The 25,628-nt window shown below is 63.3% G+C and carries 24 protein-coding genes and 1 pseudogene; 15 read left to right on the top strand and 10 right to left on the bottom strand.

Features of this window, described 5'->3' with window-relative positions:
- Positions 1–16: 16 nt before the first annotated feature.
- The 3 genes from LGH82_RS08670 to efp all read right to left on the bottom strand — a co-directional run bounded on the left by LGH82_RS08670 (position 17) and on the right by efp (position 4,724).
- Positions 17–2,434 (bottom strand): GcvT family protein, encoded by a 2,418-nt coding sequence (locus LGH82_RS08670; RefSeq protein ID WP_227348119.1) that lies wholly within the window; start codon positions 2,432–2,434, stop codon positions 17–19.
- A 49-nt stretch (positions 2,435–2,483) separates the two neighbouring features.
- The gene (locus LGH82_RS08665) at positions 2,484–4,004 is read right to left on the bottom strand and encodes a trimethylamine methyltransferase family protein (protein ID WP_227348118.1); all 1,521 of its coding nucleotides are present in this window, start codon (positions 4,002–4,004) and stop codon (positions 2,484–2,486) included.
- Between the two features lie 150 nt (positions 4,005–4,154).
- Positions 4,155–4,724: an elongation factor P gene (efp, locus tag LGH82_RS08660; RefSeq protein ID WP_227348117.1), complete on the bottom strand. Its 570-nt coding sequence runs from the start codon at positions 4,722–4,724 to the stop codon at positions 4,155–4,157.
- Positions 4,725–4,839: 115 nt separating this feature from the next.
- On the opposite strand from efp, the gene epmA reads away from it, so the two are divergent.
- Entirely contained in the window at positions 4,840–5,886 is a 1,047-nt protein-coding gene (gene epmA, locus LGH82_RS08655) for an EF-P lysine aminoacylase EpmA (protein ID WP_227348116.1), read from the top strand.
- 43 nt (positions 5,887–5,929) lie between these two features.
- Here the strand turns inward: epmA and LGH82_RS08650 are convergent, their stop codons facing one another.
- Positions 5,930–6,346 carry a VOC family protein gene (locus LGH82_RS08650; protein ID WP_227348115.1) on the bottom strand — a complete coding sequence of 139 codons (417 nt, stop codon included), beginning with the start codon at positions 6,344–6,346 and terminating at the stop codon, positions 5,930–5,932.
- 172 nt (positions 6,347–6,518) lie between these two features.
- Between LGH82_RS08650 and LGH82_RS08645 the strand changes: the two genes are divergently transcribed.
- The 6 genes from LGH82_RS08645 to lpxK all read left to right on the top strand — a co-directional run bounded on the left by LGH82_RS08645 (position 6,519) and on the right by lpxK (position 12,151).
- Positions 6,519–7,862 (top strand): TldD/PmbA family protein, encoded by a 1,344-nt coding sequence (locus LGH82_RS08645; protein ID WP_227348114.1) that lies wholly within the window; start codon positions 6,519–6,521, stop codon positions 7,860–7,862.
- The gene (locus LGH82_RS08640) at positions 7,849–8,658 is read left to right on the top strand and encodes a 3'(2'),5'-bisphosphate nucleotidase CysQ (protein ID WP_227348113.1); all 810 of its coding nucleotides are present in this window, start codon (positions 7,849–7,851) and stop codon (positions 8,656–8,658) included. The genes LGH82_RS08645 and LGH82_RS08640 overlap by 14 nt, the downstream gene beginning before the upstream one ends.
- A gap of 112 nt (positions 8,659–8,770) precedes the next feature.
- Positions 8,771–9,016: a DUF4170 domain-containing protein gene (locus LGH82_RS08635; RefSeq protein ID WP_227348112.1), complete on the top strand. Its 246-nt coding sequence runs from the start codon at positions 8,771–8,773 to the stop codon at positions 9,014–9,016.
- Positions 9,017–9,021: 5 nt separating this feature from the next.
- Positions 9,022–9,813, top strand: coding sequence for a lysophospholipid acyltransferase family protein (locus tag LGH82_RS08630; protein ID WP_227348111.1), 792 nt, complete (start codon positions 9,022–9,024; stop codon positions 9,811–9,813).
- Entirely contained in the window at positions 9,810–11,126 is a 1,317-nt protein-coding gene (waaA, locus tag LGH82_RS08625) for a lipid IV(A) 3-deoxy-D-manno-octulosonic acid transferase (RefSeq protein ID WP_227348110.1), read from the top strand. The genes LGH82_RS08630 and waaA overlap by 4 nt, the downstream gene beginning before the upstream one ends.
- A complete protein-coding gene (gene lpxK, locus LGH82_RS08620) occupies positions 11,126–12,151 on the top strand; it encodes a tetraacyldisaccharide 4'-kinase (protein ID WP_227348109.1) in 1,026 nt (341 codons plus the stop codon). Before waaA ends, lpxK begins: the two co-directional genes overlap by 1 nt.
- On the opposite strand, the gene LGH82_RS08615 is transcribed toward lpxK, so the two are convergent.
- Complete coding sequence (locus LGH82_RS08615) at positions 12,148–12,381, bottom strand: DUF2093 domain-containing protein (RefSeq protein WP_227348108.1); 234 nt, start codon at positions 12,379–12,381, stop codon at positions 12,148–12,150. The two genes, lpxK and LGH82_RS08615, sit on opposite strands and share 4 nt — an antisense overlap.
- A gap of 125 nt (positions 12,382–12,506) precedes the next feature.
- Between LGH82_RS08615 and LGH82_RS08610 the strand changes: the two genes are divergently transcribed.
- On the top strand, positions 12,507–13,106 hold the full coding sequence (locus LGH82_RS08610; protein ID WP_227348107.1) for a hypothetical protein: 600 nt from the start codon (positions 12,507–12,509) through the stop codon (positions 13,104–13,106).
- A gap of 21 nt (positions 13,107–13,127) precedes the next feature.
- Here LGH82_RS08610 and LGH82_RS08605 read toward each other — a convergent pair whose 3' ends face one another.
- Positions 13,128–14,054, bottom strand: a complete 927-nt coding sequence (locus tag LGH82_RS08605; protein ID WP_227348106.1) for a LysR substrate-binding domain-containing protein — start codon at positions 14,052–14,054, stop codon at positions 13,128–13,130.
- An 88-nt stretch (positions 14,055–14,142) separates the two neighbouring features.
- On the opposite strand from LGH82_RS08605, the gene LGH82_RS08600 reads away from it, so the two are divergent.
- Complete coding sequence (locus LGH82_RS08600) at positions 14,143–15,036, top strand: DMT family transporter (RefSeq protein ID WP_227348105.1); 894 nt, start codon at positions 14,143–14,145, stop codon at positions 15,034–15,036.
- Positions 15,037–15,107: 71 nt separating this feature from the next.
- On the opposite strand, the gene mutL is transcribed toward LGH82_RS08600, so the two are convergent.
- Both mutL and LGH82_RS08590 read right to left on the bottom strand, forming a co-directional pair.
- Positions 15,108–16,982, bottom strand: a complete 1,875-nt coding sequence (mutL, locus tag LGH82_RS08595) for a DNA mismatch repair endonuclease MutL (RefSeq protein WP_227348104.1) — start codon at positions 16,980–16,982, stop codon at positions 15,108–15,110.
- A gap of 61 nt (positions 16,983–17,043) precedes the next feature.
- Positions 17,044–18,006, bottom strand: coding sequence for a GlxA family transcriptional regulator (locus tag LGH82_RS08590; protein ID WP_227348103.1), 963 nt, complete (start codon positions 18,004–18,006; stop codon positions 17,044–17,046).
- A 110-nt stretch (positions 18,007–18,116) separates the two neighbouring features.
- Here LGH82_RS08590 and LGH82_RS08585 point away from each other — a divergent pair, with 110 nt between their 5' ends.
- Positions 18,117–18,425 carry a putative quinol monooxygenase gene (locus LGH82_RS08585; protein WP_227348102.1) on the top strand — a complete coding sequence of 103 codons (309 nt, stop codon included), beginning with the start codon at positions 18,117–18,119 and terminating at the stop codon, positions 18,423–18,425.
- Positions 18,426–18,478: 53 nt separating this feature from the next.
- On the opposite strand, the gene LGH82_RS08580 is transcribed toward LGH82_RS08585, so the two are convergent.
- The gene (locus tag LGH82_RS08580; RefSeq protein ID WP_227348101.1) at positions 18,479–19,381 is read right to left on the bottom strand and encodes a LysR substrate-binding domain-containing protein; all 903 of its coding nucleotides are present in this window, start codon (positions 19,379–19,381) and stop codon (positions 18,479–18,481) included.
- Positions 19,382–19,472: 91 nt separating this feature from the next.
- On the opposite strand from LGH82_RS08580, the gene LGH82_RS08575 reads away from it, so the two are divergent.
- From LGH82_RS08575 to LGH82_RS08555, 5 genes and pseudogenes are all read left to right on the top strand, one after another.
- Positions 19,473–21,041, top strand: coding sequence for a trimethylamine methyltransferase family protein (locus tag LGH82_RS08575; RefSeq protein ID WP_227348100.1), 1,569 nt, complete (start codon positions 19,473–19,475; stop codon positions 21,039–21,041).
- A gap of 60 nt (positions 21,042–21,101) precedes the next feature.
- A pseudogene (locus tag LGH82_RS08570) lies at positions 21,102–22,750 on the top strand (ABC transporter substrate-binding protein).
- Between the two features lie 96 nt (positions 22,751–22,846).
- On the top strand, positions 22,847–23,326 hold the full coding sequence (locus LGH82_RS08565) for a DUF3828 domain-containing protein (protein ID WP_227348099.1): 480 nt from the start codon (positions 22,847–22,849) through the stop codon (positions 23,324–23,326).
- A 4-nt stretch (positions 23,327–23,330) separates the two neighbouring features.
- Positions 23,331–23,888, top strand: a complete 558-nt coding sequence (locus LGH82_RS08560) for a YbjP/YqhG family protein (RefSeq protein ID WP_227348098.1) — start codon at positions 23,331–23,333, stop codon at positions 23,886–23,888.
- A gap of 11 nt (positions 23,889–23,899) precedes the next feature.
- Positions 23,900–25,084 carry a mandelate racemase/muconate lactonizing enzyme family protein gene (locus tag LGH82_RS08555; RefSeq protein ID WP_227348097.1) on the top strand — a complete coding sequence of 395 codons (1,185 nt, stop codon included), beginning with the start codon at positions 23,900–23,902 and terminating at the stop codon, positions 25,082–25,084.
- Between the two features lie 23 nt (positions 25,085–25,107).
- On the opposite strand, the gene queF is transcribed toward LGH82_RS08555, so the two are convergent.
- Entirely contained in the window at positions 25,108–25,569 is a 462-nt protein-coding gene (gene queF, locus LGH82_RS08550; protein ID WP_227348096.1) for a preQ(1) synthase, read from the bottom strand.
- Positions 25,570–25,628 lie beyond the last annotated feature (59 nt).

The raw sequence follows: 25,628 nt of genomic DNA, 5'->3' as shown, positions 1-25,628 counted from the left end.
ACTCGGTCGGGCGCCCTCACATCCGCATGCGCAACCCTTGCGGGTCGTAGCGTGGCCCATCCGAAATGGACGCCGCACGGCGCTTGCCGTTGATCTCGACCTCGAAGCCTGAGCCGGTCTCGGCGACATGCGATTTGAGATAGCCGAGCGCCAGGCTTTGGTTGACGGCATAGCCATAGGCGCCTGACGTGACATAGCCGACATAGACATCATCTAGGAATACCGGCTCGCCGCCGCTGCAATCGGCATCGTCAGCGTCGACGGCCAGCGTGACGAAGCGCTCGGTGGCGCCTTGAGCGCTATGCTCGCGCGCCGCCTGTTCGCCGATGAAGCCGGAGCGTTTCCAGTCCACGAAACGGTCCATGCCCGTCTCCATGACGGTGTAGTCCGGAGCCAGATCAAGGCCCCAGCTCTTGAAGGCCTTTTCGACCCGCAGGCTGGCCAGCGCCCTGCTGCCGGCAGGCACCAGGCCGAGATCGGCGCCTGCGCGCAACAGTGCGTCGTAGAGGCCAGCCTGATACATGGCTGGAGTGTAGATTTCATAGCCGAGCTCGCCCGAAAAAGAGACCCTGAGCACAATGGCGTCGGTCGCTCCCTCGATCTCCATGCGTCTGACCGACAGAAACGGAAACGCCTCGCCGGAGACGTCACCATACGTCACGCTGGCCAGGATTTTTCGCGCGTTCGGCCCAGCCAGCATCAGCCCGCTCCAACTGTCGGACAGGTTCTCGACGGTGATACCTGGTGTCTTGTGCGCATCGAACCAGCGCATGTGCTGGCCCTGCATGGTGCCGGCCCCGAGCAGCAGATAGCTGCCGTCATCGAGCCTCGAGACGGTCAGGTCGCCGATCAGCCGGCCTTTTTCCGACAGCATCGGCGACAGCGAGACAGCGCCGGATCGCTCGGGGATCCGCCCCGCCAGCACCCATTTCAGCCAGCCGGATGCGGCGTCGCCAGAAATCCGGTATTTGGCGAAGGTCGATATCTCGAACAGGCCGGCAGCGCTTCGCACCGCCTTGCATTCCTCGCCGACGGTCTTCCACCAATTCTGGCGGGCATAGCCGAAGATGTCGCGCTGTTCGTCGCCAGGCCGCGCAAACCACAGCGGCTGCTCCCAGCCATTGCTGAAGCCGAAGACAGCGCCCTTGGCCTTCTGCGCGGCGTAAGCCGGGAATGTTCGCAGCGGCCGGCCGGCAGCGCATTCTAGATGCGGGTAGGGGCGTTCCTGGCGGTTCTCGTAATAATATCTGGTTCGCTCGAAGGTGAAGCGCTTGCCGGCCCAGCGGCCGAATCGGGCAACATCCCAGAAATTCACGTCCATCTCCGGCTCACCGTCGACGATCCATTCCGAGATCACCTTGCCGATGCCGGCGCCCTGGTTCAAGCCGCTCATCACGCCGCAGGCGCAGAAATAATTCTTCAGCTCCGGATGTGGTCCGAGCAAAGGTCCAAGGTCGGGCGAGAAGATCATCGGCCCGTTGATGACGCGCTTGATGCCGGCTTCGCCGAGGCAGGGCATGCGGTCCATCGCCACCTCGAAATTACGGTCCATGCGGGCCAGGTCGTTGGGCAGCAACTCATGGCCGAAATCAAGCGGCGTGCCGTCGAAGGCCCAGTGATGGCAAGTGCTCTCATAAGCGCCGAGCAGGATTCCCTTGCCCTCCTGGCGCGAATAGTAGCCGGCTTCACTTTCCCCGATGGTCGGCAGTTCGTGGTCCATCGCCTCGATCTCGGGGATCGCCTCGGTCACCAGATAATGATGTTCGACCGGCAGCAGTGGCAGTTTTATCCCCGCCAGCGCGCCGACCTCGCGCGCCCATAGGCCGGCGGCGTTGACGACGAATTCGGCATGGATGGTGCCGCCAGGCGTCTCGACATCCCAACCACCGTCGGCGCGTGGCGTCGTCGCGGTCACCGGCGTATGGCGATGGATCTTCGCGCCGAGCTTGCGCGCGGCTGCGGCAAACGCGTTGGTCGCCGAGGACGGATCGACATGGCCCTTGATCGGTTCCCAAAGCACCGCCTTGAGGCTCCTGGTGTCCAGCACCGGCGCACGCTCCCTAGCTTCCTCGAAGCTGATCCACTCCGCCTCGACGCCATTACGCCGTGCGCGCGCCCGGGCAATGGCGAGCGTGGTGACCTCGTCGTTCGAGGCCGCCAGATGCATGCCGCCGGTTGGGTGATAGCCGACGGCCTGGCCGCTTTCCCGTTCGATCTCAGGATAGAGATTGATCGTATAGACCTGCAGCCGCTGGGCGTTGGACGGCCTGGTCAGCGAGAACAGATTGCCGGCGGCGTGCCAGGTCGAGCCGGACGTCAATTCCGAGCGCTCCAGCAGCACCACATCCTTCCAGCCCTTCTTGGCCAGATGATAGAGGATGGCGCAGCCGGTTATCCCACCGCCGATCACCACCACGCGGGCATGTGTATCCATTCCGTCGGAATTCCATTCTTCGTTGTTTGCAGAAGGCTTGAAGCAGCATCTAGCGCAGGGCTTCGATCTCGATCTTTCGCCGTGCGACGTAGTCCTCGAGCTGCTCGATCACCGCCGGGTCGATGGCTGGTGCTTCATATTCGTTGACCATCTGTTTCCAGATACCATTGGCGCGGCGCGCGGCGTCGGGGCTGCCCTTGTCCTGCCAGTTCTCGAAATTCGACCAGTCGGAAACCAGCGGCTTGTAGAAGGCGTTTTCGTAGCGGGCGAGCGTATGAGCGGTGCCGAAGAAGTGGCCGCCGGGGCCGACTTCCTTGATCGAATCCAGTCCGATCGTGTCGGCGTTGACCGTGAGCGGCGTCATCCAGGCGCACATCATGCGGACCATCTCGATGTCGAGGATGAACTTCTCGTAGGAACCAACCAGGCCGCCCTCCAGCCAGCCAGCGCCATGGTTGAACACGCTGGCATGGCCGGTCAGCGCGCCCCACAGCGACATCATGGATTCGTACGCCGCCTGTGCGTCGGGAGCATTCGAGGCGTTCACGTTGGACGAGCGCCACGGCAGGCCGTAGCGGCGCGCCATCTGGCCAGTGGCCTGCGCGCCGAGCGTGAATTCGGGCGTGCCGAAAGCCGGCGACCCCGTCTTCATGTCAGCGTTGCAGATGAAGCCGCCATAGATGTAGGGGCAACCCGGGCGGATGATCTGGGTCAGCGCGCAACACGCGAGCGTTTCGGCATTCTGCATGACCAGCGCACCGGCAACCGTCGCAGGTGCCATGGCGCCGGCCAGACCGAAAGGTGTCACGCAGACGACCTGACCCAGCCGCGCATATTCGATGACGCCTTGCGCGATCTCGCCGTCGAGAACCAGCGGCGTGTTGGTGTTGGTATTGACGAAGAACACCGGGTTGGCGGCGAGGCTGTCCTCGTCCTCGCCATACCAGATCTTGGCCATTTCAATGGCATCGCGGGCGCGATGGCGGCCGATCGTCAGCGGTTTCCACGGCTTGTCCGAAATCTTGCAGCAGGCAAGGTAGAAGTCGAGATAGCGTGTGTCGGCCGGCAGGTCCTGGGCTTCGACACTGGTGCCGCCTTCGATCTGCAGCACGTCTGTCATATGCGTCATCTTCAGGAAATTTTCCTGATCCCTAAACGTGCCGGCGCGACGACCATGATCGAGATCGGAAACGAAGGGCGGGCCGCTGACCGCAGTGAAGGCGACCTGGCCTTGGCCCATGAAAAGCTTTTTGGCCGGATCGCGGCCACGCACCGTGACGACCGGTGGCGCCTTGGCAACCAGTGCCAGCAGCCCCTCGCGATCGAAGACCACCAGTTCGGTGGCATGGTCGACGGAGAAGCCGGCGCTGGCGAAGAAGTTGCGCGTCTCTTCGTCCTGGATGCGCATGCCGACATCTTCGAGCACCGACATCGATGCGTCGTGGATGGTTTCGACCTGTTCCTCGGTCAGCACCTCGATGGGCGCATGCGGATTGCGGAGCTGCAACCACTCCTTGGAAAATTCCAGCCTGCCGTCGCGCACCCTGCGTACTCTGGCCGTCGTTCGCATGCCTGCCCCGCCGAGGTTGATGTCAGGCGGCGAGTTGAGGGGCTTTGGCCATCAAGAGCAATTGAAAACGCTTCAGCCGGCAATGAGGCGATTTCGTCACCTCAGGTCAGTCTGCCGCGGACCATCGGCCGGCGGCAGCTACGAAGGACCTCAGTCCTTCGCGCGCTCGACATAGGCGCCGTCGGCGGTCATCACCACCACGCGGGTGCCGGGAGCGATGTGCGGCGGCACCAGCGTGCGCACGCCGTTGGAAAGCACAGCCGGCTTGTAGGACGACGAAGCCGTCTGTCCCTTGGTCGTCGGCTCGGTTTCCACCACTTCGAAGGTAGCGCGCTGCGGCAGCACCAATGAAATGGCAATGCCATTGAACTGTGACACCTGCACGGCCATGCCTTCCAGGAGGTAGGGCGCCATGTCGCCGACCACGGCTTCCGACACCGCCACCTGATCGTAGCTTTCCGGGTTCATGAAATGAAAGCCTTCGCTGTCGTGGTAGAGGAACGTGTGCTCGCGCTCTTCCACATAGGCACGCTCCACCTGCTCGGTGGTGCGGTAGCGTTCCGAAACCTTCACCCCATCGCCAATGCGGCGCATATCCAGCTGCGTTACCGGCGTGCCCTTGCCTGGGTGGATGTTTTCGGCAAAGAGGATCACATAAAGCTTGCCATCCCTGTCGACGACATTGCCTTTGCGGAGCGAACTGGCGATAACCTTCACCACGGCTTTACATCCTGAAATCGTTGATTGTCATAAATCGGCTGCGAGAGCCGTCCTGTGTGCGCCGTAGCGCATCTTGGGCGATCCCGCCAGCCCAATTCACCATTGGTATTGTCCCATGACCGACGCTTCGCCCTGGTGGACGCCTCATGTTCACGCCGACCGACGCCCACGACTGATGCTGCGCAACGGCATTGCCGCCAGCCTGCGCGACTGGTTTTCACGCCGCGACTTTGTCGAGGTGGAGACCGCCGCTTTGCAGATATCGCCCGGCAATGAGGCGCATCTGGCGGCCTTTGCCACGGAGGCGATAGGGCCGGACGGAACACGCTCACCGCTCTATCTGCACACATCGCCGGAATTCGCCTGCAAGAAGCTGCTCGCCGCCGGCGAACCACGGATCTTCAGTTTCGGCCCGGTATACCGAAACCGTGAGCGCGGCCCTCTGCACCATCCTGAATTCACGATGCTCGAATGGTACCGGGTGGGCGAGAGCTATGAGAGCCTGATGCTGGATTGTGCCGCTCTGCTGGCGCTTGCCGCCGAGCGGGCAGGGGCCACGCGCTTCAGCTTCCGTGGCCGCGACTGTGATCCTTTCGCCGAGCCGGAACGGCTGACGGTGGCCGACGCCTTCACACGTCATGCCGGGATCGACCTACTTGCCACCATCGCGCCGGACGGCGGCACCGATCGCGATGCCTTGCACGACGCCTTGAGCCAGGCCGGGCTGCGGACCGCTGCCGACGACAATTGGGCGGACCTGTTCAGCCGGGTCATGGTGGAAAAAGTCGAGCCGGCGCTCGGACTGGGCCGCGCGACCATCCTTTGCGAATATCCGGTCGCGGAAGCCGCCCTCGCCAGGCCAAGCTCGCGCGATCCGCGCGTCGCCGAGCGTTTCGAGCTGTATGGCTGCGGTGTCGAGCTTGCCAACGGCTTTGGCGAACTGACCGATCCGGAAGAACAGCGCCGGCGCTTCGTCGTCGAGATGGACGAGAAGCAGCGCATCTATGGCGAGCGCTATCCGATCGACGAGGATTTCCTGGCGGCACTCGCCATCATGCCGCGGGCTAGCGGTATCGCGCTCGGCTTCGACAGGCTGGTCATGCTCGCCACCGGCGCGCAAAAGATCGAGGATGTGATCTGGACGCCGGTCGCGGCTATGTGAAGGCCGGAGCTGATCGCGCGTTGCCCGGCCTGTTCGCGACAGTTCAGTGCGCGAAAATCTGATCGAGCGAGCGAAAACCCTTGAATTCCAGTGCATTGCCGGAAGGGTCGCGGATGAACAGCGTCGCCTGTTCGCCGGGCTCACCCTTGAAACGGACCATTGGCCGTTCCAGCCAGTCGATATGATCAAGTGCTTCGAGCCGCGCGGCGAGGCGCTCCCATTCGTCCATCAGCAGCACCGCGCCGAAATGCGGGATCGGGACCGTCACGCCGTCGACCTTGCCGTCGCTGGCGGCCTGGGATGCCTGCGGTCGCAGATGCGCCGACATCTGGTGGCCGAAAAGATCGAAATCGACCCAGGTCGCTGATGAGCGGCCGATCGCGCATCCAAGTATGTCGCCATAGAAAGCGCGCGTTTCATCGAGATTGCGGACCGGAAAGGCGAGGTGGAAGGGCGTCAAGGCGTATGCTCCGAGCAGTCTGTCAACAGGGCGGCGATACTTGGGCCCAGTCGCGGTCGGTGGAGCGAAGCATCTTGATTACCGCTTCTCCCATTGCACAAGCCGGACCGGAACAATAGATGGTGCAGCAGCGGGTCGCACCCGAAGCAGGCCCAAAAGCAGGATTATCAACATGACAAACACGCTCGACGCAGCAAAATTGACCGACCGCGTCGCGGCCCTGGTCGAGGCTGCCAAGCGGGCTGGCGCCGACGCCGCCGACGCGGTGGCGGTGCGCGGCCGCTCGACCGGCGTATCGGTGCGCCTCGGCAAGGTCGAGGGTACGGAATCGTCCGAGAGCGAGGATGTTTCGCTGCGTGTCTTCGTTGGCAACAGGGTGGCGAGCGTATCCGCGACCGCTGCGTCCGACCCCAAGGCGCTGGCTGAACGTGCCGTGGCGATGGCGAAGGTGTCGCCAGAGGATCCCTATCAGGGCTTGGCTGATCCATCGCTGCTCGCGAAACGGACACCTGATCTCGACCTGTTCGACGCCACCGAAGTCTCGGCCGACCGGCTGAAGGACGACGCGCTTGCCGCGGAAGAAGCCGCCCTTGCCGTCAAGGGCATTACCAATTCCGCGGGCAGCGGCGCCAGCGCCGGTCTTGGCGGACTGGTTCTCGCCACCTCGCATGGCTTTCTTGGCCACTATGTCGCCTCGCGCTTTTCGCGCTCGGCCAGCGTCATCGCGGGCGAGGGCACAGGCATGGAGCGCGACTATGAATTTTCCTCGCGCCAGCATTTTTCCGATCTCGATGCGCCCCGGGATATCGGCCGCAAGGCCGGTGAACGCGCGGTGCGGCGGATCGGCGCGCGCAAGGCGGCGACCGGCCCGGTCAACGTGGTGTTCGATCCGCGCGTCGCGCGCGGCATCGCGGGACATCTGGCCGGCGCGATCAACGGCGCTTCTGTGGCGCGCAAGACCAGCTTCCTGCGCGACATGATGGGCAAGCAGGTGGCGGCTTCATCGATAACGGTTACCGACGAGCCGCTCCGGCGCCGGGGCCAGGCCTCGCGTCCGTTCGATGGCGAAGGCATCGAGGGCGAAAAACTGTTCATGGTCGAGAAGGGCGTGCTCAACCATTGGTTCCTGTCCACCTCGGCCGCGCGCGAGCTTGGTCTGGTCACCAACGGCCGTGGGTCGCGCGGCGGCTCATCCGTCTCGCCCTCGTCGACCAACCTTGCCATCGAACCCGGCGAACGGTCGCCGGAAGACCTGATCGCCTCGCTCAAGACCGGCTTCTACGTCACGGAAGTGTTCGGCCAGGGTGTCGACATGGTGACTGGCGAGTACAGCCGTGGGGCTTCAGGTTTCTGGATCGAGAACGGCCAGCTTTCCTATCCGGTCGCCGAAGTGACGATCGCTTCCAACCTGAAGACGATGTTCCTCAACATGGTTCCGGCGAGCGATCTCGACCGAAATTTTGGTACCGCGGCCCCCACACTCCTGATCGAAGGCATGACCCTTGCAGGAGCTTGACCCGGTCATTTCAACTGGGGCTCACCAGGACCTGTCGCTGCTGCGCGATGCCGCCCGCGAGGCTGGCGTTATCGCCATGCGTTACTTCGGTAACAGCCCGCAAGTATGGATGAAGGGCGGCACTTCGCCGGTCAGCGAAGCCGACCATGCCGCTGATGCTTATCTGCGCGACGCGTTGCTGGCGGCTCGCCCCGATTATGGCTGGCTGTCGGAGGAAACCGCCGACAATCCGGCCCGGCTGTCCGCGCGCCGTACCTTCGTCGTCGATCCCATAGATGGCACGCGAGGCTTCCTCGAAGGCCAGCGAACATGGTGCGTCAGCGTCGCGGTGGTCGAGAACGGCCGCACTCTTTGCGGCGTGCTGGAATGCCCCGCAATGGGCGAAACCTACTGGGCGCTGCCCGGCGAAGGCGCCTTCAAGAACGGCCGGCGGATCACGGTCCGCAAGCCGGGACAGATGGCGGAGATTGCCGGGCCCAAGCCGATGGTCGACTTGATGCCGGCTGACTGGCGGTCCCGGTTGCAGCGGGCTCCCTATAGTCCGTCGCTTGCCTACCGGTTGGCGATGATCGCCGACGGCGCGCTGGATGCGACCTTCGTCAAGACGAACGCGCATGACTGGGACATTGCCGCCGCCGATCTCATCCTGCGCGAAGCCGGCGGTCAATTGCTCGACCGGCATGGCCGCGCGCCCCTTTATGCCGGGGAAATCATTCGCCACGGCGCACTCGCTGCTGGTAGTGGTGAACTGCTCGACGTCATGGCGGGCCTGATTGCCGGACTGGATGAGCCATGATGCCGAAAACCGGAAACCGGCTTACGGACGGAGGCAAGATGCTTTCGAAGGTTCCAAAATCAGTGGCTTTGGTCTAGACCACTCACAAACTCACAATATGTGAAGGATCGACATGGCCGCAGATGACGGAAAGAAGCAGCTGTTGCATCTGGTGTTCGGTGGCGAACTCCAGAAGCTCGGTGGCACGGAGTTCCGCGATCTCGATGCGCTCGACATCGTCGGCATCTATCCGGACTATCAATCCGCGCACACCGCGTGGAAAGCCAAGGCGCAAGCCAGCGTGGACAATGCCCATATGCGTTACTTCGTCGTTCACCTTCACCGTCTGCTGGACCCCGACAACAAGGCTGTCGGTTGATTTCGATGGAGCATGATCTGGCGAAAGAGCCAGCCACGGAGGCCGCGCCCACGGGCAGGGGCCGCAATCGCACGACCAAAGCCTTCTGGCGCAAGATTCGCGAACCGCTGGCGCAGTCGCGATTCGTCAAGAACGCCATTGCCAGCCTGTTCGCCCAATTCGTGCGGCTCGTGCGTCTGACCAATCGCCTGGTCGACGGGTCGGCGCGGTTTTCGGGTGGCGCCTATGCGCAATTCGAACCCGGCATCATCGCACTCTGGCATGGTCAGCATCTCCTCACTCCGGCCTATTATCCAAAGCGCAAGCCGCTGGTCGCCATGGTTTCGCGCAGCGCCGATGCCGAGCTCAATGCATTGATGCTGGAGAAGTTTGGCATCGAGGCGGTGCGCGGCTCTGGTGGGCGCGACAATGCCAGGCATCTCGACAAGGGCGGTGCCAAGGCGCTCATCGCCCTGAAAAAGTCGCTCGCTGCCGGCAAGAACGTCGCCATGATTGCAGACATTCCTCACGGCACGCCGCGCGATGCCGGGCTCGGCATTGTTCTCCTGGCGCGCCTCTCCGGCAGGCCACTCCTGCCCGTCGCCATCACCACCAGCCGCCGCAAGGTGCTGGAAAAGAGTTGGGACAAGACCACGATCAACCTGCCTTTCGGCCGCTCCTCCATCGTCATCGGCACGCCGATCTTCGTGCCTGCTGATGCTGACGAAGCCGAGATGGAACGCAAACGCCTCGAGATTACCGTCGCGCTCAACGCAGCAACCACCGAGGCTTATCGCCTTGTGGATGGCCGCCAATGAGCGAGCGCTGGGCGCGAGCCATGTTGTCGGCGTACCGGTTCGCGGGCGCTGCCGCCTATCCGCTCGTCGGGCCTTACGTCGCCTGGCGCACGTCGAGAGGCAAGGAAGATCGCAACCGGCGCCGCGAGCGCTATGGCGTCGCCGGGCGCGAGCGCCCCGAGGGGCCGGTGATCTGGATCCATGCGGCCAGCGTCGGCGAGACCATCGCCGTGGTGCCACTGGTCGAAAGCATCCTCGACTACGGCGTGAACATCGTGCTGACGACGGGTACCGTCACGTCGGCGCAGGTCGCCGATGAGCGGCTCGGCAACCGGATCATCCACCAATATGTGCCGCTCGACCTCAAGCCAGCGGTCAGCCGTTTCCTCGATCATTGGCGTCCAGACCTGGCGATCATCGCCGAATCGGAAATATGGCCGATGACCATCCTGGAGCTTGGCGCTCGCCGCGTACCACAGGTCCTGGTCAATGGCAGGCTGTCCGACCGTTCCTTCAAGTCCTGGAAGAAACGCGCCAACATCGCCGAGGCGTTGTTCGAGAACCTTGCCCATGTCGTCGCTCAGTCGGATATCGATGGCGAGCGGTTCCTCTCGCTGGGCGCCCGGCCGGTCACCGTGTCCGGCAATCTCAAGGTCGACACCTTGCCGCCGCCGGTCGATGACAAAGCGTTGGCGACGCTACGGCGCCAGATCGGCGACCGCCCGACATGGGCGGCGATCTCGACGCATGACGGCGAGGAGGTTGTCGCCGCCGAGGTTCACGCCACGCTGCACAAGCGGCATCATGGGCTCCTGACCATCATCGTTCCGCGTCATCCAGATCGTGCCGAAGCCTTGGCCGCGCAGATTTCCGGCATGGGCCTGAAAGTCGCGCGGCGCAGCAAGGGCGACAGGGTCGCCGCCGATACGGATATTCTGCTTGGTGACACGATCGGCGAGATGGGGCTCTATCTCAGGTTGACCGAAATCGCCTTTGTCGGTCGTTCGCTGACGTCCGAAGGCGGCCAGAACCCGCTGGAGCCGGCGATGCTCGATACGGCGGTGCTTGCCGGCCGCAATGTGCAGAATTTTCGCGAAGCCTATCAGCGCCTGATCGACAGCGGCGGCGCCAAGCTGGTGCGTGATCGCGACATGCTGGCGGGCGCCGTCAATTTCCTTCTGTCCAATGAGGTGGCCCGCCATGAAATGATGGCGGCGGGCGCCGCGACCGTCGATGAGATGCGCGGCGCGCTGGCGCGCACGCTGAAGTCGCTCGAACCCTATATCCAGCCGCTGGTCGTCAAGTCGCGCCTGAAGGGCGCCAACGGTCGGTAGTGTCCAGCGAAGCGCCCCCCTTCTGGTGGGAGGAGCCGGACTGGAAGGTCTGGGCGCTGTCGCCGATTTCGGTTGCTTACGCCGCCATTGCCGGCCGCCGCATGCGGTCGGCCCGCCGCGAAAAGGTTGAAGCACCGGTGCTTTGTATCGGCAACTTCACGGTTGGCGGCACCGGAAAGACGCCGGTGGCGATCGCGCTGGCCAAGCAGGCCAAGCGCATGCAGCTCAATCCCGGCTTCCTGTCACGCGGCCATGGCGGTTCCTTTGGGCAGGCGCATATTGTCGATCCGCATCACGATGCCGCCAAGCATGTCGGCGATGAGCCGCTGCTCCTGGCCGAACACGCGCCGGTCGCGGTGACGCCAAATCGTGCCGCCGGCGCGCGGCTGCTGATGGAACGACACGGCTGTGACTTTCTGATCATGGATGACGGTTTCCAAAGCGCGCGCGTCCACATCGATTTCGCGCTGGTCGTTGTCGACGCGCGCTACGGCATCGGCAATGGCCGCGTCATTCCCGGCGGGCCGTTGAGGGCCAGGATCGTTGACCAGCTGGTTTTCACCAGCGCCCTTCTGAAGATGGGCGAGGGCACCGCGGCCGACGCGGTCGTGCGGCAGGCCGCGCGCGCGGGACGGCCGATCTTCGAGGCGCATACCGAGCCCAGCAACACGGAAAGCCTGGCAGGCAAGCGGTTCCTTGCCTTTGCCGGCATCGGCCATCCTGAAAAATTCTTCGACACGGTGCGCGATGCCGGCGCCGAGGTGGTGCTGACGCGACCGTTTCCGGATCATCATTTCTATGGCGAGGACGAACTTGCCGAATTGGCGGCGACGGCACGGGTCGAGAATCTCGACCTGATCACCACGGCCAAGGATGCCGTCCGGCTGCGTCACGGCGTTTCCAGCGAATTCCTCGAGCGGCTCGACGTGCTGGAGATCGACACCGTTTTCGAGCTGGATCACGTGCCGCAGCGCATCGTCGACGAGACGCTGGACGCATGGCGGCAGCGCAAGCTTAAAGGCTAGCGCCGGCTGCGCAGATCCGGATTCACGTCGATCTCGCGCCGCAGCGAGGCCGTGGCGCTGACATAGGGCTCCTGCCGGGCGACGCTCCAATATTTCAGCTCGTCGAGTGGGATGCTCTCGCCGGTCACCGCGCAGCGCACGAACGAGCCGGGACTGGTGACCTGGAAGTCGCCGTCGAGATAGCGGATACGGGCTTCCTTGCCGCCGGGGCCTTCGAAGCGGTTCATCATGAAATGGCGCCAGGAGTCATGATGATTTCATCGCCACAAATTGCCGGCGAGGTCAAGCTTTGCGACAAGCCTGAAGCAACGCAGATGCACTATTCGTGTGTGGAAACAGCCACTGCGAGGACAGTATGGATATTTCAACTGCCCGCCTGACCTCGCTGCTGAGAGAGGCGATCGCGCCGCAAGCCTTGCCTTCAGCCAAGGCCGATCCGGTCAAGTCGGCGTTGGTGAAGGCGCTGGTCCAGCCGCCGCTGCCGTCGCTCCGCCCACAATCTATTGCATCGGCATTGCCGGCCTTGTTGCCGGAGCCGGCGCTTGTCGCAAGGGCTCAGCAGGTGACCTCGGCACAGATTGTGCAGGCCTATCAAGCCTTGGCGGAGCCAAATGAATTGGCTGATGACGCCGGTGCGACCGCGGCAGCGGTGAGGAGACCGACAGCGGATGGTGATGACGCGCAGCGAGGTCCGGCGATACCACCCGCCAGGGTTGACGATGGTGGAGTCGTGAGGCTCACGGCCCAGCCATGGCTGGCGCTTCTGTCACCGCGGGACTCGCCCTTGCGCAAGACCTCCGCAACCAATGCCACGGCGCAGCAGGGACCGGCGGCGAGCCGGTCAGCCGGCGGGACTCGGCCTCAGGATAGGTCGATGAATGCCGGGCTCACGTCGCTTGCCGCCGGGCTGCTGGTCGCCACGGCCATCGGGCTAGTCTTGCTGGTGTTGCGCTGACCAGCGGTTCGCAAGCGATCTCTACCGTTCGGCGTCGATGAATTCCTCGATCTTTTCCGCAGTCAGTCCGGCCTGCGCCGCGATGCGTCGCGACAGATCGGCGGCGGCCGTGCGCGGACGTCCGACGGGGCGGTCGAGCCAGTAGGAGACCGGATTGAGCGCGGTGCGCTGGTCGACGGCGACGATCCGGCCAGACTTCAGTTGATGCCCGGTCAGCGGCGGCCGCGCCAGCGCGATGCCGAGCCCATAGGCGGCGGCGTCGAGGACCAGATTGTAGTCCTCAAAGCGGCGATCCTGCGGGCGTGGCCGATAATCCATGCCTTGCGCGGCGAACCAGGCGCGCCAGGCCGAGGCGTCGGAATCATTGATCAGTGGGAACTTGAGCAACCGGGCCGGATCGCCGCGTCCGATCTCACGGGCAAGCTCCGGTGATGCGATCGGAAACACTTGTTCCTCGAAAAGCTGCACAGAGACGCGGCCCGGAATGCCACCACGCCCACAGCGGACAGAGAGATCGATGCCTTCGTCGGCAAGGTCGGCTTGGCGAATGTCGACGTCGAGCACGATGCGCAGCTTTGTCGGATTGTTCTCCAGCGCCGCCATGCGCGGCATCAGCCACAGGCCGCTGACCGAGGGTATGGAGGTCAGCCGCACCACGGCGGTGCCGCGCGGCTCGACCCAGCGGTCGGAATGGCTGGAAATCAGCGCGAAGGCTTCCGCTGTGCGCAGGTGCAGCCTGTTGCCTTCGATTGTCAGCGTCACGCCGCGCGCACCGCGATCGAACACCTTCAACCCAAGCCAATCCTCCAGCTTGGAGATCTGCCGGCTGACGGCGCCATGGGTGATGTTGAGCTTTTCGGCGGCCGCCGAAAAACTGCCGGTCCGCGCCGCCGCGTCGAAGGCGCGCAGTGTTTCGAGTGGCACCATAGTGTCTGAGCTGTGATCCATAGTCACAGGTGATCCTCGATTTGGTCGTTTGTCAATCGGCCGGAAAAGGCGTTTCTGCAGTTCAGGGCCGAAAGTACGAGGTAGTGAGATGAATGCGACGACCAGTACGTTGAATTCGACACAGCGGATGGACACCACGGCAACCATCGCGGTGGCGCTGACGGTGGTCGGCTGGGCCTCGGCATTTCCCGCGATCCGCGCCGGCCTCACCGCTTTCGGACCGCTGGAACTTGGCGCATTGCGTTTTGCTATCGCCGCCCTGCCGGCCGCGATCTTTCTTGTCGTCAAGCGCCCGGCGCTGCCGAAGCTCGACGAATTATGGCGCTTCGCCTTTGGTGGCGCCATCTTCGTCGCGCTCTACACGGCTATGCTCAATTTCGGCGAACTGACCGTCTCGGCGGGTGCGGCCGGTTTCATCATCAATGTCAGCCCGGTCTTTACCGCCATCATGGCTATGGCACTTCTGGGCGAACGGTTCTCGGGCCTAGCATGGCTGGGCACGGCCATTTCCTTCGCCGGTATCGGCGTCATCGCCATGGCGGACGGGCACGGTTTGCATTTCAACGCCGGCGCTTTGCTGGTGCTTGGCTCCGCGCTATGTTCGGCCGTCAACACCATCGTTCAGAAACCGCTCTTCGCCCGTCACCATCCTTTGACCATCTCGGCCTCGAACATGGTGCTCGGCGCACTCTGCCTGTCTCCGTTCCTGCCGAACGCCCTGTCGCAGGCCGCCGTTGCCAACACCGCTGGTCTTGGCGCCGTCATCTATCTCGGCATCGTGCCCAGCCTCATCGCCTATGCGGCCTGGGCGACCGCACTGTCGCGTCTGCCGGCGTCCCGTGCCTCGAACTTCCTCTATCTGGTCTCGCCGATGTCTGCTCTGATCGGCTTCTTCTGGCTGGGTGAAGTGCCGACGCTGCTCGGCATCATCGGCGGCGCGCTGGCCTTGGGCGGTGTCATCGTGGTGAATTTGAAGAGATAGTTCAAAAGCTTGGCGTTGTTTCCTGACTCAAAAAGAGCCGCTGGGTCGCGGCTCTTTTTGAGTTTGCGAAACTAGCGCCTGCCAAACAGCCTCTCGATGTCGGCGAGTTTGAGCTCGATGTAGGTCGGACGGCCGTGGTTGCAGGTGCCTGAGCCCGGCGTTGCCTCCATCTGGCGCAGCAGCGCGTTCATCTCCTCGGCCTTGAGCAGCCGGCCGGAGCGCACCGAGCCGTGGCAGGCCATGGTGGCGGCGATCTTGTCCAGCCGGTCCTTCAGCGTCTCGACCGTGTCGTTGTCGGCAATCTCGTCGGCAAGGTCGCGCACCAATTGCTGGACGTTGGTTTCGCCGAGCATTGACGGCGTTTCTCGCACCGCCACGGCACCCGGGCCGAAGCGCTCGATGCCGAGCCCGAAACGGGCGAGCGTCTCCGAATGCATCGCCAGGCGCTCGGCATCCTCTTCCGGCAGGTCGATGATCTCGGGCAGAAGCAGCATTTGCGACGGCACGGCGCGCGAATGCAGCGCGTTCTTCAGTGCCTCGTAGACCAGCCGTTCATGCGCCGCGTGCTGATCGACGATAATCAGGGAATCGCTGGTCTGGGCGACGATGTAGTTTTCATGCACCTGGGCGCGGGCCGCACCGAGCACCGTGCCAAGCAGCGTGTCCACTGCATCGCCTTGTCCCGCGCGCGCATCGGCGCTGGCAAGCGGGCCGGCATCGAACGCTGCCTGCTCGTTCTCATGCAAACCGCGATGCTCGAAGCCTGCGCCTTCAAAACCCATATCTAGCGGCCGTTGCGGCGAGCGCGCCGGATCAAAACCGGCCGGGCCGGAGGCACGATACGACGCCTCGTAGCTGCGATGGCCGTTGGCAGGGCCGCCGTGGCCATAGGATGCGGCACCTGGCCGGAATGCCGCCATCATGCCAGCCGCCCCGGTGGTCGCGGCACGGATACCGGCATCGCCAAGCGCCTGGCGGATGGCGCCGACGATCAGGCCGCGCACCAAGCCGGGATCGCGGAAGCGAACATCGGCCTTGGCCGGGTGGACATTGACGTCGACGATGGCCGGATCGAGCGTCAGGAACAGCACGGTGACCGCATGGCGGTCGCGCGGCAGCACGTCGGCGAAGGCACCCCGGATGGCGCCAGCGATCAGCTTGTCGCGTACCGGCCGACCGTTGACATAGGCGTATTGCTGCAAAGCATTGGCGCGGGTGAAGGACGGGATCGAGACATGGCCAGTCAGGCGAACGCCCTCGCGCATCGCATCGATGGCAATGGAATTGTCTGGAAAGTCGGCACCCATCACCTGCGCGACACGGCGCAGGCTGCCTTCCGGCGTATCGTCCGTCGCCGGCAGTTCCAGCGTCGAGCGGTCGGAACCCGCCAATGTGAAGCGCACGGCAGGGAAGGCGATGGCGATGCGCTTGACCACGTCGCTGGTCGCCGAGCTTTCGGCGCGTTCGCCCTTCATGAATTTGAGCCGGGCGGGCGTGGCGAAGAACAGGTCGCGCACCTCGACCGTGGTGCCGCGATTGGCCGCCGCCGGCCTGACGGGCAAGACGCGTCCGCCCTCGATGCCAATCTCGGCGGCGCTGTCGCCACTTGCCGTGCGCGACCGGATCGACAGCCGCGACACGGAGCCGATGGACGGCAGCGCTTCGCCGCGGAAACCGAGAGAGCGGATGTCATGGATATTCTCGGCAAGCTTGGAAGTGCAGTGGCGCGCGATGGCCAGCGCCAGCTCCTGTTCGGGTATTCCCGATCCGTCGTCTGTGACGCGGATCAGGTTCAGTCCGCCGCCAGCAGTGACGACCTCTACCCTGCCAGCACCGGCATCGAGCGCATTCTCGACCAGTTCCTTGACCACGCTGGCCGGACGCTCGATGACCTCGCCAGCGGCGATCTGGTTGATCATCGTTTCGGAAAGCTGGCGAATGGGCATCCCACCACTATAAGCGGATTCGTGTGCGGTGCGGGAGAGGCAGAATTGATGGGGCGGTGGATCAGTTCGTCGTTCTGATCTCGCGCACGCCTTTGCGCAGCCGCCGTCGCAGCAAGTTGCGCAGCGTTACCCCGTCGCCATAGCCGACTTTCGAAGCGATCTGCTCGACGCTGTCCGATGTGGTCTTCAGCAGATGCACCGCCTGCTCGACGCGCAGGTCCTGGAAATAGGACAGCGGCGTCTTGCCGAGCACGTCGTTGACACGCCGCGACAGGGTGCGCTTGCTGGCGCCAAGTGCCGTGGCTGCCTCGTCGAGGTTGAAGCCAGCGGCGAGGTTATCACGCGCCCAGCGCTCGAAGCGCTCGACCAGCGGATTGGAATGGGCGAGATGATCGGAGATGGCGTAGGCCGACTGCAACGGCCGGCTGTCGACGATCAGATATTTCGCGGTCAGCGCCGCAAGCTCGGGGCTGGTCTGCCTGATAACCATCAAGGCAAGATCTATATGACCGAGCGCTGCTCCAGCGGTTGCGAACTGCCCGTCATTGATCAGCATGCGCGAGGCATCGAGCCGCACTTGCGGATAAAGTTGCCGGAACATGGGTGCCAGCCACCATGTCGTGGTTGACGGCCGCCGGTCGAGCAGGCCGGTTTCAGCCAGGATGAAAGTGCCAATGCAGGCGGCGCCGATACGCGTGCCCGTATCGGCGGCGGCGCGCAACGCCTTGGTCGCTTTGGCGACATCGCTTCGCTTTAGCGCGTCGGCAAGCGGGCCTGGCATCTTCTGGCCGATCGCCGGAATCACCAACCAATCGGGGTCCGGCTCGCTGCCCATCGAGACGACCGGCACTTGAAGGCCTTGCGCGGTGTGGACGGTATCACTCACCGCGACAATGGTCGTGGTGAAACGGCCGGTCGGGGACGCCAGCATCCCAGCCAGTTCGTTGGCGGTGCCGAACACGTCAAGCATCGTGGCCAGTCCAGTGTCGAAGACGCCATCAAGCGCGAGAACGGAAATATTCATGGCAATAATGATATCAAAGATGTCATTATTGCCAATATGTTTTTCGGTTCGATGCTGTGACTGTCGTTTCGACGGCCGCCTTGGCCGCGCAAACGACGAGGAGAAGATAAATGATCACGCTCGCATTGTTCGCACGCTTCGAAGCCAAGCCCGGTAAGGAGAAGGACGTCGCCGCGTTCCTCAAGACCGGTCTGCAACTCGCCAACCAGGAGGCCAAGACGCCGATCTGGTTCGCGCTTCAGCTAAGCCCCAGCGTCTTTGGCGTCTTCGATGCCTTTCACGATGAGGCGGGTCGGCAGGCGCATCTCACCGGCGAGATTGCCAAGGCGTTGATGGCCAATGCCGAAACGCTGTTCGTTGGCCCGCCGACCATCGATAAGATCGACGTGCTCGGCCTGAAGAACGACGGTTCGGTCTGATTTCCTTCAGCATGCGGATGCAATCCGGTTAGCGCCGGATTGCGTCGGCAAGCCTATGCCTGCGCGACCAGCCAATCCCTGACCTTGCGGGCATTGTCGCTGAGCTCCCGGTTCTTCGGCCAGACGATATAGAACGCCTTGCCGGTTCTCAGCACATGATCCGTCACCGGCACCAGCAGGCCCGACGCCAATAGCCGCTCGGCAAGGTGACGCCAGCCGAGTGCGATGCCTTGCCCCTCCATGACGCCCTGGATAACCAGGCCATAGTCGTTGATGCGCAGACCGCGCGCGGTATCGTCGAGACTGCCGCCGGCCGACTGGAACCATTCGTCCCAGCTGGCCGCCTCGCGGTAGGGCTCCTCGAGATGGATCAGACGGTGCGTGGCCAGTTCCTCGACGGTCCCCGGCATGCCGAACTTCGCCAGGTAACTGGTGCCGGCGACCGGGAAGATCTCCTCGTCGGCCAGCGCCAGCGAATGATAGTCCGCCCAGTCGCGTGGCTCACCGCCACGCACGGCAAGCGGGATGCCCTCGGCGATGATGTCGAGGTCACGGTCGGCGGTCTGGATGCGCAGATCGATGCCAGGCAGTTCATCGCGAAACTGCTGCAGGCGCGGCATCATCCAGAAGGAGCCGAAAGCCGTCGACGCGGCCAGCGTCACATGGCCGCCGGTCGCCTGCAGGCGCAGATCCTCGGCCGATTTGCGAATGTGGGAGAGCCCCAGCGAGACGTCGGCATGGAAGCGCTCGCCGGCCTCGGTCAGGATGACCTGCCGGTGACGGCGCTGGAACAGCTTGGCCCCGAGCTGTTCCTCCAGCCCACGCACGGCATAGGAGACCGCCGCCTGCGTCATGCCGAGTTCCCGCCCGGCGGCGGTGAAACTCGACAGCCGCCCGGCGGCTTCGAAAACGATCAGGCTGCCGGCCGAGGGCAGCAGATGGCGTAGGCTTCGCATAAGCTCAGCTTATACAAGAGATCAGGATTTTCCAGCGTCACAGCGCAAATTCGTCTGGCTAGATTGTCCACAAGAGCAAGAGGGAGGTTCCATGAACGCACCGGCCGCCGATGTCACGATCGAACCCGCCAAGCGGCGCGAGCGTGGCGGTGGCCGCATAGCCCGCCGCGAACTGCGTTCGCATGGCTCGGAAGGGCTCAGCCGGCCTTACATTGTCCGCAACATTCCGACCTACGACATCCTGTCGGAAGAGAATTTGTTGCGCATAGAAGAAACGGCGGACCGGATCCTGGCCGAGATCGGCATCGAGTTCCGCGACGATCCCACGGCGCTGGCGCACTGGAAGCGGGCAGGCGCCGACATCGATGGCGCGCTCGTCAAGTTCGAGCCGGGCATGCTGCGCGAAATCCTCAAGACCGCGCCTGCCACCTTCACCCAACATGCGCGCAATCCCGCGAACTCGGTCGAGATCGGCGGCAAAAGCGTCGTCTTTTCGCCGGCCTATGGCTCGCCCTTCGTCATGGATATCGACAAGGGCCGCCGCTACGGCACGATCGAGGACTTCCGCAATTTCGTGAAGCTGGCGCAGTCCTCGCCCTGGCTGCACCATTCCGGCGGCACCATCTGCGAGCCGGTCGATGTGCCGGTGAACAAGCGCCATCTCGACATGGTCTACAGCCACATCAAGTACTCCGATCGCGGCTTCATGGGCTCGGTGACCGCGGAGAGCCGTGCGGAAGATTCCATCGACATGGCGCGCATCGTCTTTGGCCGCGATTTTGTCGACCAAAACTGCGTCATCCTTGGCAATGTCAACGTCAACTCGCCGCTGGTCTGGGACGCGACGATGACCACGGCGCTGCGCGCCTATGCCCGCGCCAACCAGGCGGCTGTCATCGTGCCATTCATCCTCGGCGGTGCCATGGGCCCCGTGACCAATGCCGGCGCTATCGCCCAGTCGCTGGCTGAAACCATGGCCGGCTGCGCGCTGACCCAGTTGGAACGGCCGGGCGCGCCCGTCATTTTCGGCAATTTTCTATCCTCGATGTCACTGCGCTCGGGATCGCCGACATTCGGCACGCCCGAACCGGCGATCGGCTCGATGGTCATCGGCCAACTGGCCCGGCGGCTCAACCTGCCGCTGCGCTGTTCAGGCAATTTCACCACCTCGAAGCTGCCCGACGCTCACGCCATGAATGAAGGCACCATGTCGATGCTGGCGGCGGTGCATTGCGGCGCCAATTTCATTCTGCATTCGGCCGGCTTCCTCGATGGGTTGCTGTCCATGTCCTACGAGAAATTCGTCATGGACGCGGATTTCTGCGGCGCGCTGCACACCTATCTCGATGGGGTCAAGATCGACGACAACCAACTCGCTCTGGATGCCTTCCGCGAGGTCGGGCCGGGCAGCCACTTCTTCGGCTCGGCGCACACTTTGGCCAATTACGAGACGGCGTTCTGGGATTCGGAGATCGCCGACAACGAACCCTACGAGAAGTGGGAAGCGGCTGGATCGGAAGATGCCGCCATCCGCGCCAATCGGCGCTGGAAAAAGGCGCTGGCCGAATACCAGGCGCCGCCGCTCGACCAAGGGATAGACGAGGCGCTGCAGGACTTCATGGGTCGTAAGAAGCTCGAAATGGCGGACGCCTGGTACTGAACATTCCGAGAAGGGCGATCAACGCCCCGCACCGAACAATGGGAACAGCGGAGGAAACAAATGACACTCTTCAGAAGTGACGGAGATCGCGTGCCGAACGCTATCGAAGCGATGGCGCAAGAAGCGCGCTCGGGCCGCATGGATCGGCGCGAGTTCCTGGCCCTGGCAAGCGCCTTTGGCGCGTCGACGGCCCTGGCCTACGGCATGATCGGCCTTGCCGTGCCGGACCAAGCCTTGGCCGAAGAGCCGAAGAAGGGCGGAACGTTGCACGTCTCGATGTCGGTGAAGGCGCAGAAGGACCCGCGCACTTACGACTGGGTGGAGCTTGCCAACATCTCACGCAGCTGGCTGGAGCCGCTTGTGCGCTATACCAGGCAATTCACATTCGAGCCGGTGCTGCTCGAAAGCTGGGAGGTCAATGACGACGCCACCGAATACACGCTGCATGTGCGCAAGGGCATCAACTGGAACAATGGCGATGCTTTCAACGCCGATGACGTCGCCTACAATCTGGCGCGCTGGTGCGAGAAGAATGTCGCCGGCAACTCCATGGCCGCACGCGTAGGCGCGCTGATCGACGCCAAGACTGGCAAGGCGAGGGACGGCGCGATCACCAAGGTCGACGACAACACGGTCAAGCTGAAGCTGAGCGAGCCCGACATCTCGCTGATCCCGAATTTCACCGATTATCCCGCGCTGGTGGTTCACCGCAAATTCGACGCCGACGGCGCGGACCCGGTCGCCAAGCCGATCGGCACCGGCCCCTTCGAACTGGTTTCCTATTCGGTCGGCCAGAAAGCGGTCGTCAAGCGTCGTGAACATGGCAAGTGGTGGGGCGGCGAAGCGCCACTCGATAGCGTCGAGTTCATCGACTACGGAACCGACTTCAACGCCTCGGTGAACGCATTCGACTCCGGCGAAATCGATGTCAATTTCGAGACCCCTGCCGACTTCATCGACATCCTCGACAAGATGGGCTTGCGGAAGTCGGAAGTCGCCACGGCGACGACGCTCGTTGCCCGGACCAACATCACGCACAAGCCCTATGATGACCAGCGGGTCCGCAACGCCCTGCAGATGGCCGTGGACAACAATGTGGTGCTTGAACTCGGCTATAACGGGCGAGGCACCGTCGGTGAAAACCACCATGTCAGCCCGATCCATCCTGAATATTACCCGCTGCCCAAGAAGACGCGCGACGCTGCCGGCGCCAAGAAGCTGATGGCGGATGCCGGGCAGGCCGATTTCGAGCATGAACTGATCACCATCGAGGACGACTGGCAGAAGAACACTGGCGACGCGATCGCTGGTCAGCTGCGCGATGCCGGGATCAAGGTGAAGCGCACGGTGCTGCCGGGTTCGACCTTCTGGAACGACTGGACGAAATATCCCTATTCCATGACGATCTGGTACATGCGTCCGCTCGGCGTGCAGGTGCTGGCGCTCGGCTACCGCACCGGCGAGGCCTGGAATGAATCGGCCTACTCGATCCGGATTTCGACGCCAAGCTCAAGCAGGCTCTTTCGCTTATCGACGTGGCCAAGCGGCGCGAGGTGATGAAGGATGTCGAGCAGATTCTGCAGGATTCCGGTGTCATCATCCAGCCGTACTGGCAGAAACTCTACAGCCACATGAACAAGAAGGTGAAGAACTACGGCGTCCATCAGACCTTCGAGATGGATCTTCAGAACGTCTGGCTGGATAGCTGAAACAGGGCGCGGCAGGCCTTCATGGGCCGCAAAAAAGCCGATATGCAAGATGCGTGGTACTGATTGACTTCAATCGTCCAGCATCTGGGGAAATGCATGAAACTGCCGCTTCTTGTTGCCATTCTTTCTATTGCCATGCCCGCTGCCGCTCTGGCTGGGCCAGCCTCCGATGCGGTGAAGTTCTTCTACGTGCCGGAGGTCAAGTTCGAGGCCGACGCTCAATACCGGGAGCGCTTCACCGAACCGGTCACCAAACTGTTCGACCTGAACGACCAGGCGACGAAGAAGAACCCGGACCAAGTCGCCTGCATCGATTTCGACCCCGGCCTGGATGCGCAGGATTTCGACCAGAAGACCCTGTCGAAGACTTTGAAACTGGAGGAAAAAATTGATGGCGACAGCGCCGAGGTGACGGCGAGCTTCGACCTCTTTCCGGAGGGTGACGATGCCGGGCGCGAGATGCATTGGACGCTGAAGAAGATCGACGGCAAGTGGAAGATCGCCGACATCGCCTCGAAGACAAGCGACTGGACGCTCAGCAAGCTTGAGTGCGTCGCGGGGCAGGACCCGGAGTGATGTCATGGCCGGTTTCTGTCCGCAGGTTTGGATGGCCATTTGTCTCGCCATTGCGGGGTTGAGCGGCAGCGCCTCGGCAGAGGGGCTGCTAGGCGCGCCGGCGGCAAATCCACCCGCGGCGGCAAGTCCGCCGGCGCAATCGGCCCCGGCGGAAAACACGCCGGCGGCGCCCATCCTGCCGGGTTCGCCGACGGCCGTGGTCAAGCCGTTCTACGAGCACATCGGGCTCGAGATTGATCCGGCGCAGCGCGGCCATTTCGTCGATCCGGCGAAAACCGTGCTCGACAAGAGCGATGCGCTGCGAAAGTCGGGGCAGGGCGAGTGCCTCGATCCCAACATGGCGCTGGACAATGCCGACTACGACAAGGACGCGATCGCCAAGAGCTTCAAGACGCTCGAATCCGTCAATGGCGACGCGGCCAAGGTCATCGTCGCCTTCGTCGTGGCCGGCAATCCGCATCGCCTGGAATGGAAGCTCAAGAAGGTTGATGGCGACTGGAAGATATCGGACCTCTTGTCGGTGACAGGCGAATGGGCGCTCAGCCAGTACCAATGTGAATGAAGCGGGGGACCATGAAGATCACCAACATCCGCGTCACGCACGTCAACATACCGTTGGACGCGCCATTCTGGTGGACTGCCGGGCTCTTCGGCGGCGCCTCGAAGTCGATCATCGAGGTCGAGACCGATGAAGGAGTGATCGGACTGGGCGAAGCGCCATGGTGGCATTTCGGCGAGGTGATCAAGGCGGAGATCGCACCGGCGCTGATCGGCGCCGACCCGCTCGATATCGCCGATTGCGAGGCGCGCTGCGTGCCGCCCTGGCAGATCACCGCCAACACCGGCGAGAACGCCGCTTCGGTGGCGTTCGGCGCCGTCGAACTGGCGCTCTGGGATATCCGCGGAAAAGTCTTCGGCATGCCGCTCTACAAGCTGCTGGGTGGCGCGGTGCGAAAGGACATTCCTTTCTCGGAATATTTTGCGTTCCGCCCGGCGCAAGGTGGCGCGGGCGGCGAGATGTCACCTGAAGCGATCGTCGATTACTGCCTGAAAATGCGCGAGCAGCATGGCTCCACCATCTTCGAGGGCAAGCTGATCATGGGTGATCCCGAACTTGAGATCAGGGCTGTTCGCATGCTGCGCGAAGCCCTGGGTGAAAAGGCGCAGATCAAGCTCGATTCCAACATGCAGTGGTCGCTGACGACGGCGCGCTGGGTGTTGCGCGAGATCGAGCCGTTCAACATCCGAAACTATGAGGATCCGGTCGCGACCTTCGAGGAGATGGCGGCGCTGCGCCAGCATTCGCGCATACCGTTTTCCACGCACATTCCGGATCTGAGGCGGGCCGTCGCCCTTGGCGCGCCCGACTATTTTGTCTGCAATTTCGCGGCCCTTGGCGGCTTGTCGAAGACATTGAAGTTCATCGCCGCCTGCGAGGCCATGGGTAAGGGGTTCTGGTGCTATTCGAACGACCTCGGCATCATGACCTCGGCCTATTTGCATGTCGTGGCGGCAACGCCGTGGATCACGGAAGCCTCGCAGTCGCTGTTTGCCTGGCAGATCGGCGACGTCATCAAGGACGGCCCGTTCCGCCAGACTGGCAACACGGTGCGGGTGCCGGAGGGACATGGGCTGGGCGTCGAACTTGACCCCGCCGCGATGAAGCGCTGGTCAGCCCACTTCGCCGAACACGGGCCGATGGGCCATTTCAACGACCCGAACAATCCCGGCCGCTACCGCCGGCTGCCACTCAACTGATGCGACGCGTTTTTCGCGAAGGCTCAGCCGCGACCGCGATAGGGCGCAACGCCGGTGTCGGGAAGCCAGGCGCCTTCCGGCGGGGCGCCGGTCTGCCAGAAGACGTCGATCGGAATGCCGCCGCGCGGATACCAATAGCCGCCAATGCCCAACCACAAGGGCTTGGTCGCTGCCACAATGCGCCGGCCGATCATCACGGTGCATTCCTCATGGAAGGCGCCGTGGTTGCGAAACGAGGTCATGAACAGCTTGAGCGACTTCGATTCCACCAGAGCCGTGTCCGGCGCGTAGTCGATGACGATATGGGCGAAATCCGGCTGGCCGGTGACCGGACAGAGCGAAGTGAATTCCGGACAGGTGAAGCGCACGATAGCCGGAGGCCCGTCGCCGCGCGAAAACGGTACGGTTTCCAGGACCGCCTGATCAGGGCTCTGTGGCGTCTCGACGTGAGTGCCGAGCTGGGTAAGGTTTTCTGTCACGGTCATGGGCGGTGGCCTCGTTGGATTTTCGCCGTTCATTAGCATAATTTGAAACAGCAGGAACA

Origin of the sequence: Mesorhizobium sp. PAMC28654 (assembly GCF_020616515.1) — a bacterium.
GTDB lineage: Bacteria > Pseudomonadota > Alphaproteobacteria > Rhizobiales > Rhizobiaceae > Mesorhizobium.
Note: the sequence above shows the minus strand (reverse complement) of the source record. Positions and strands in the feature narration are given on the sequence as shown.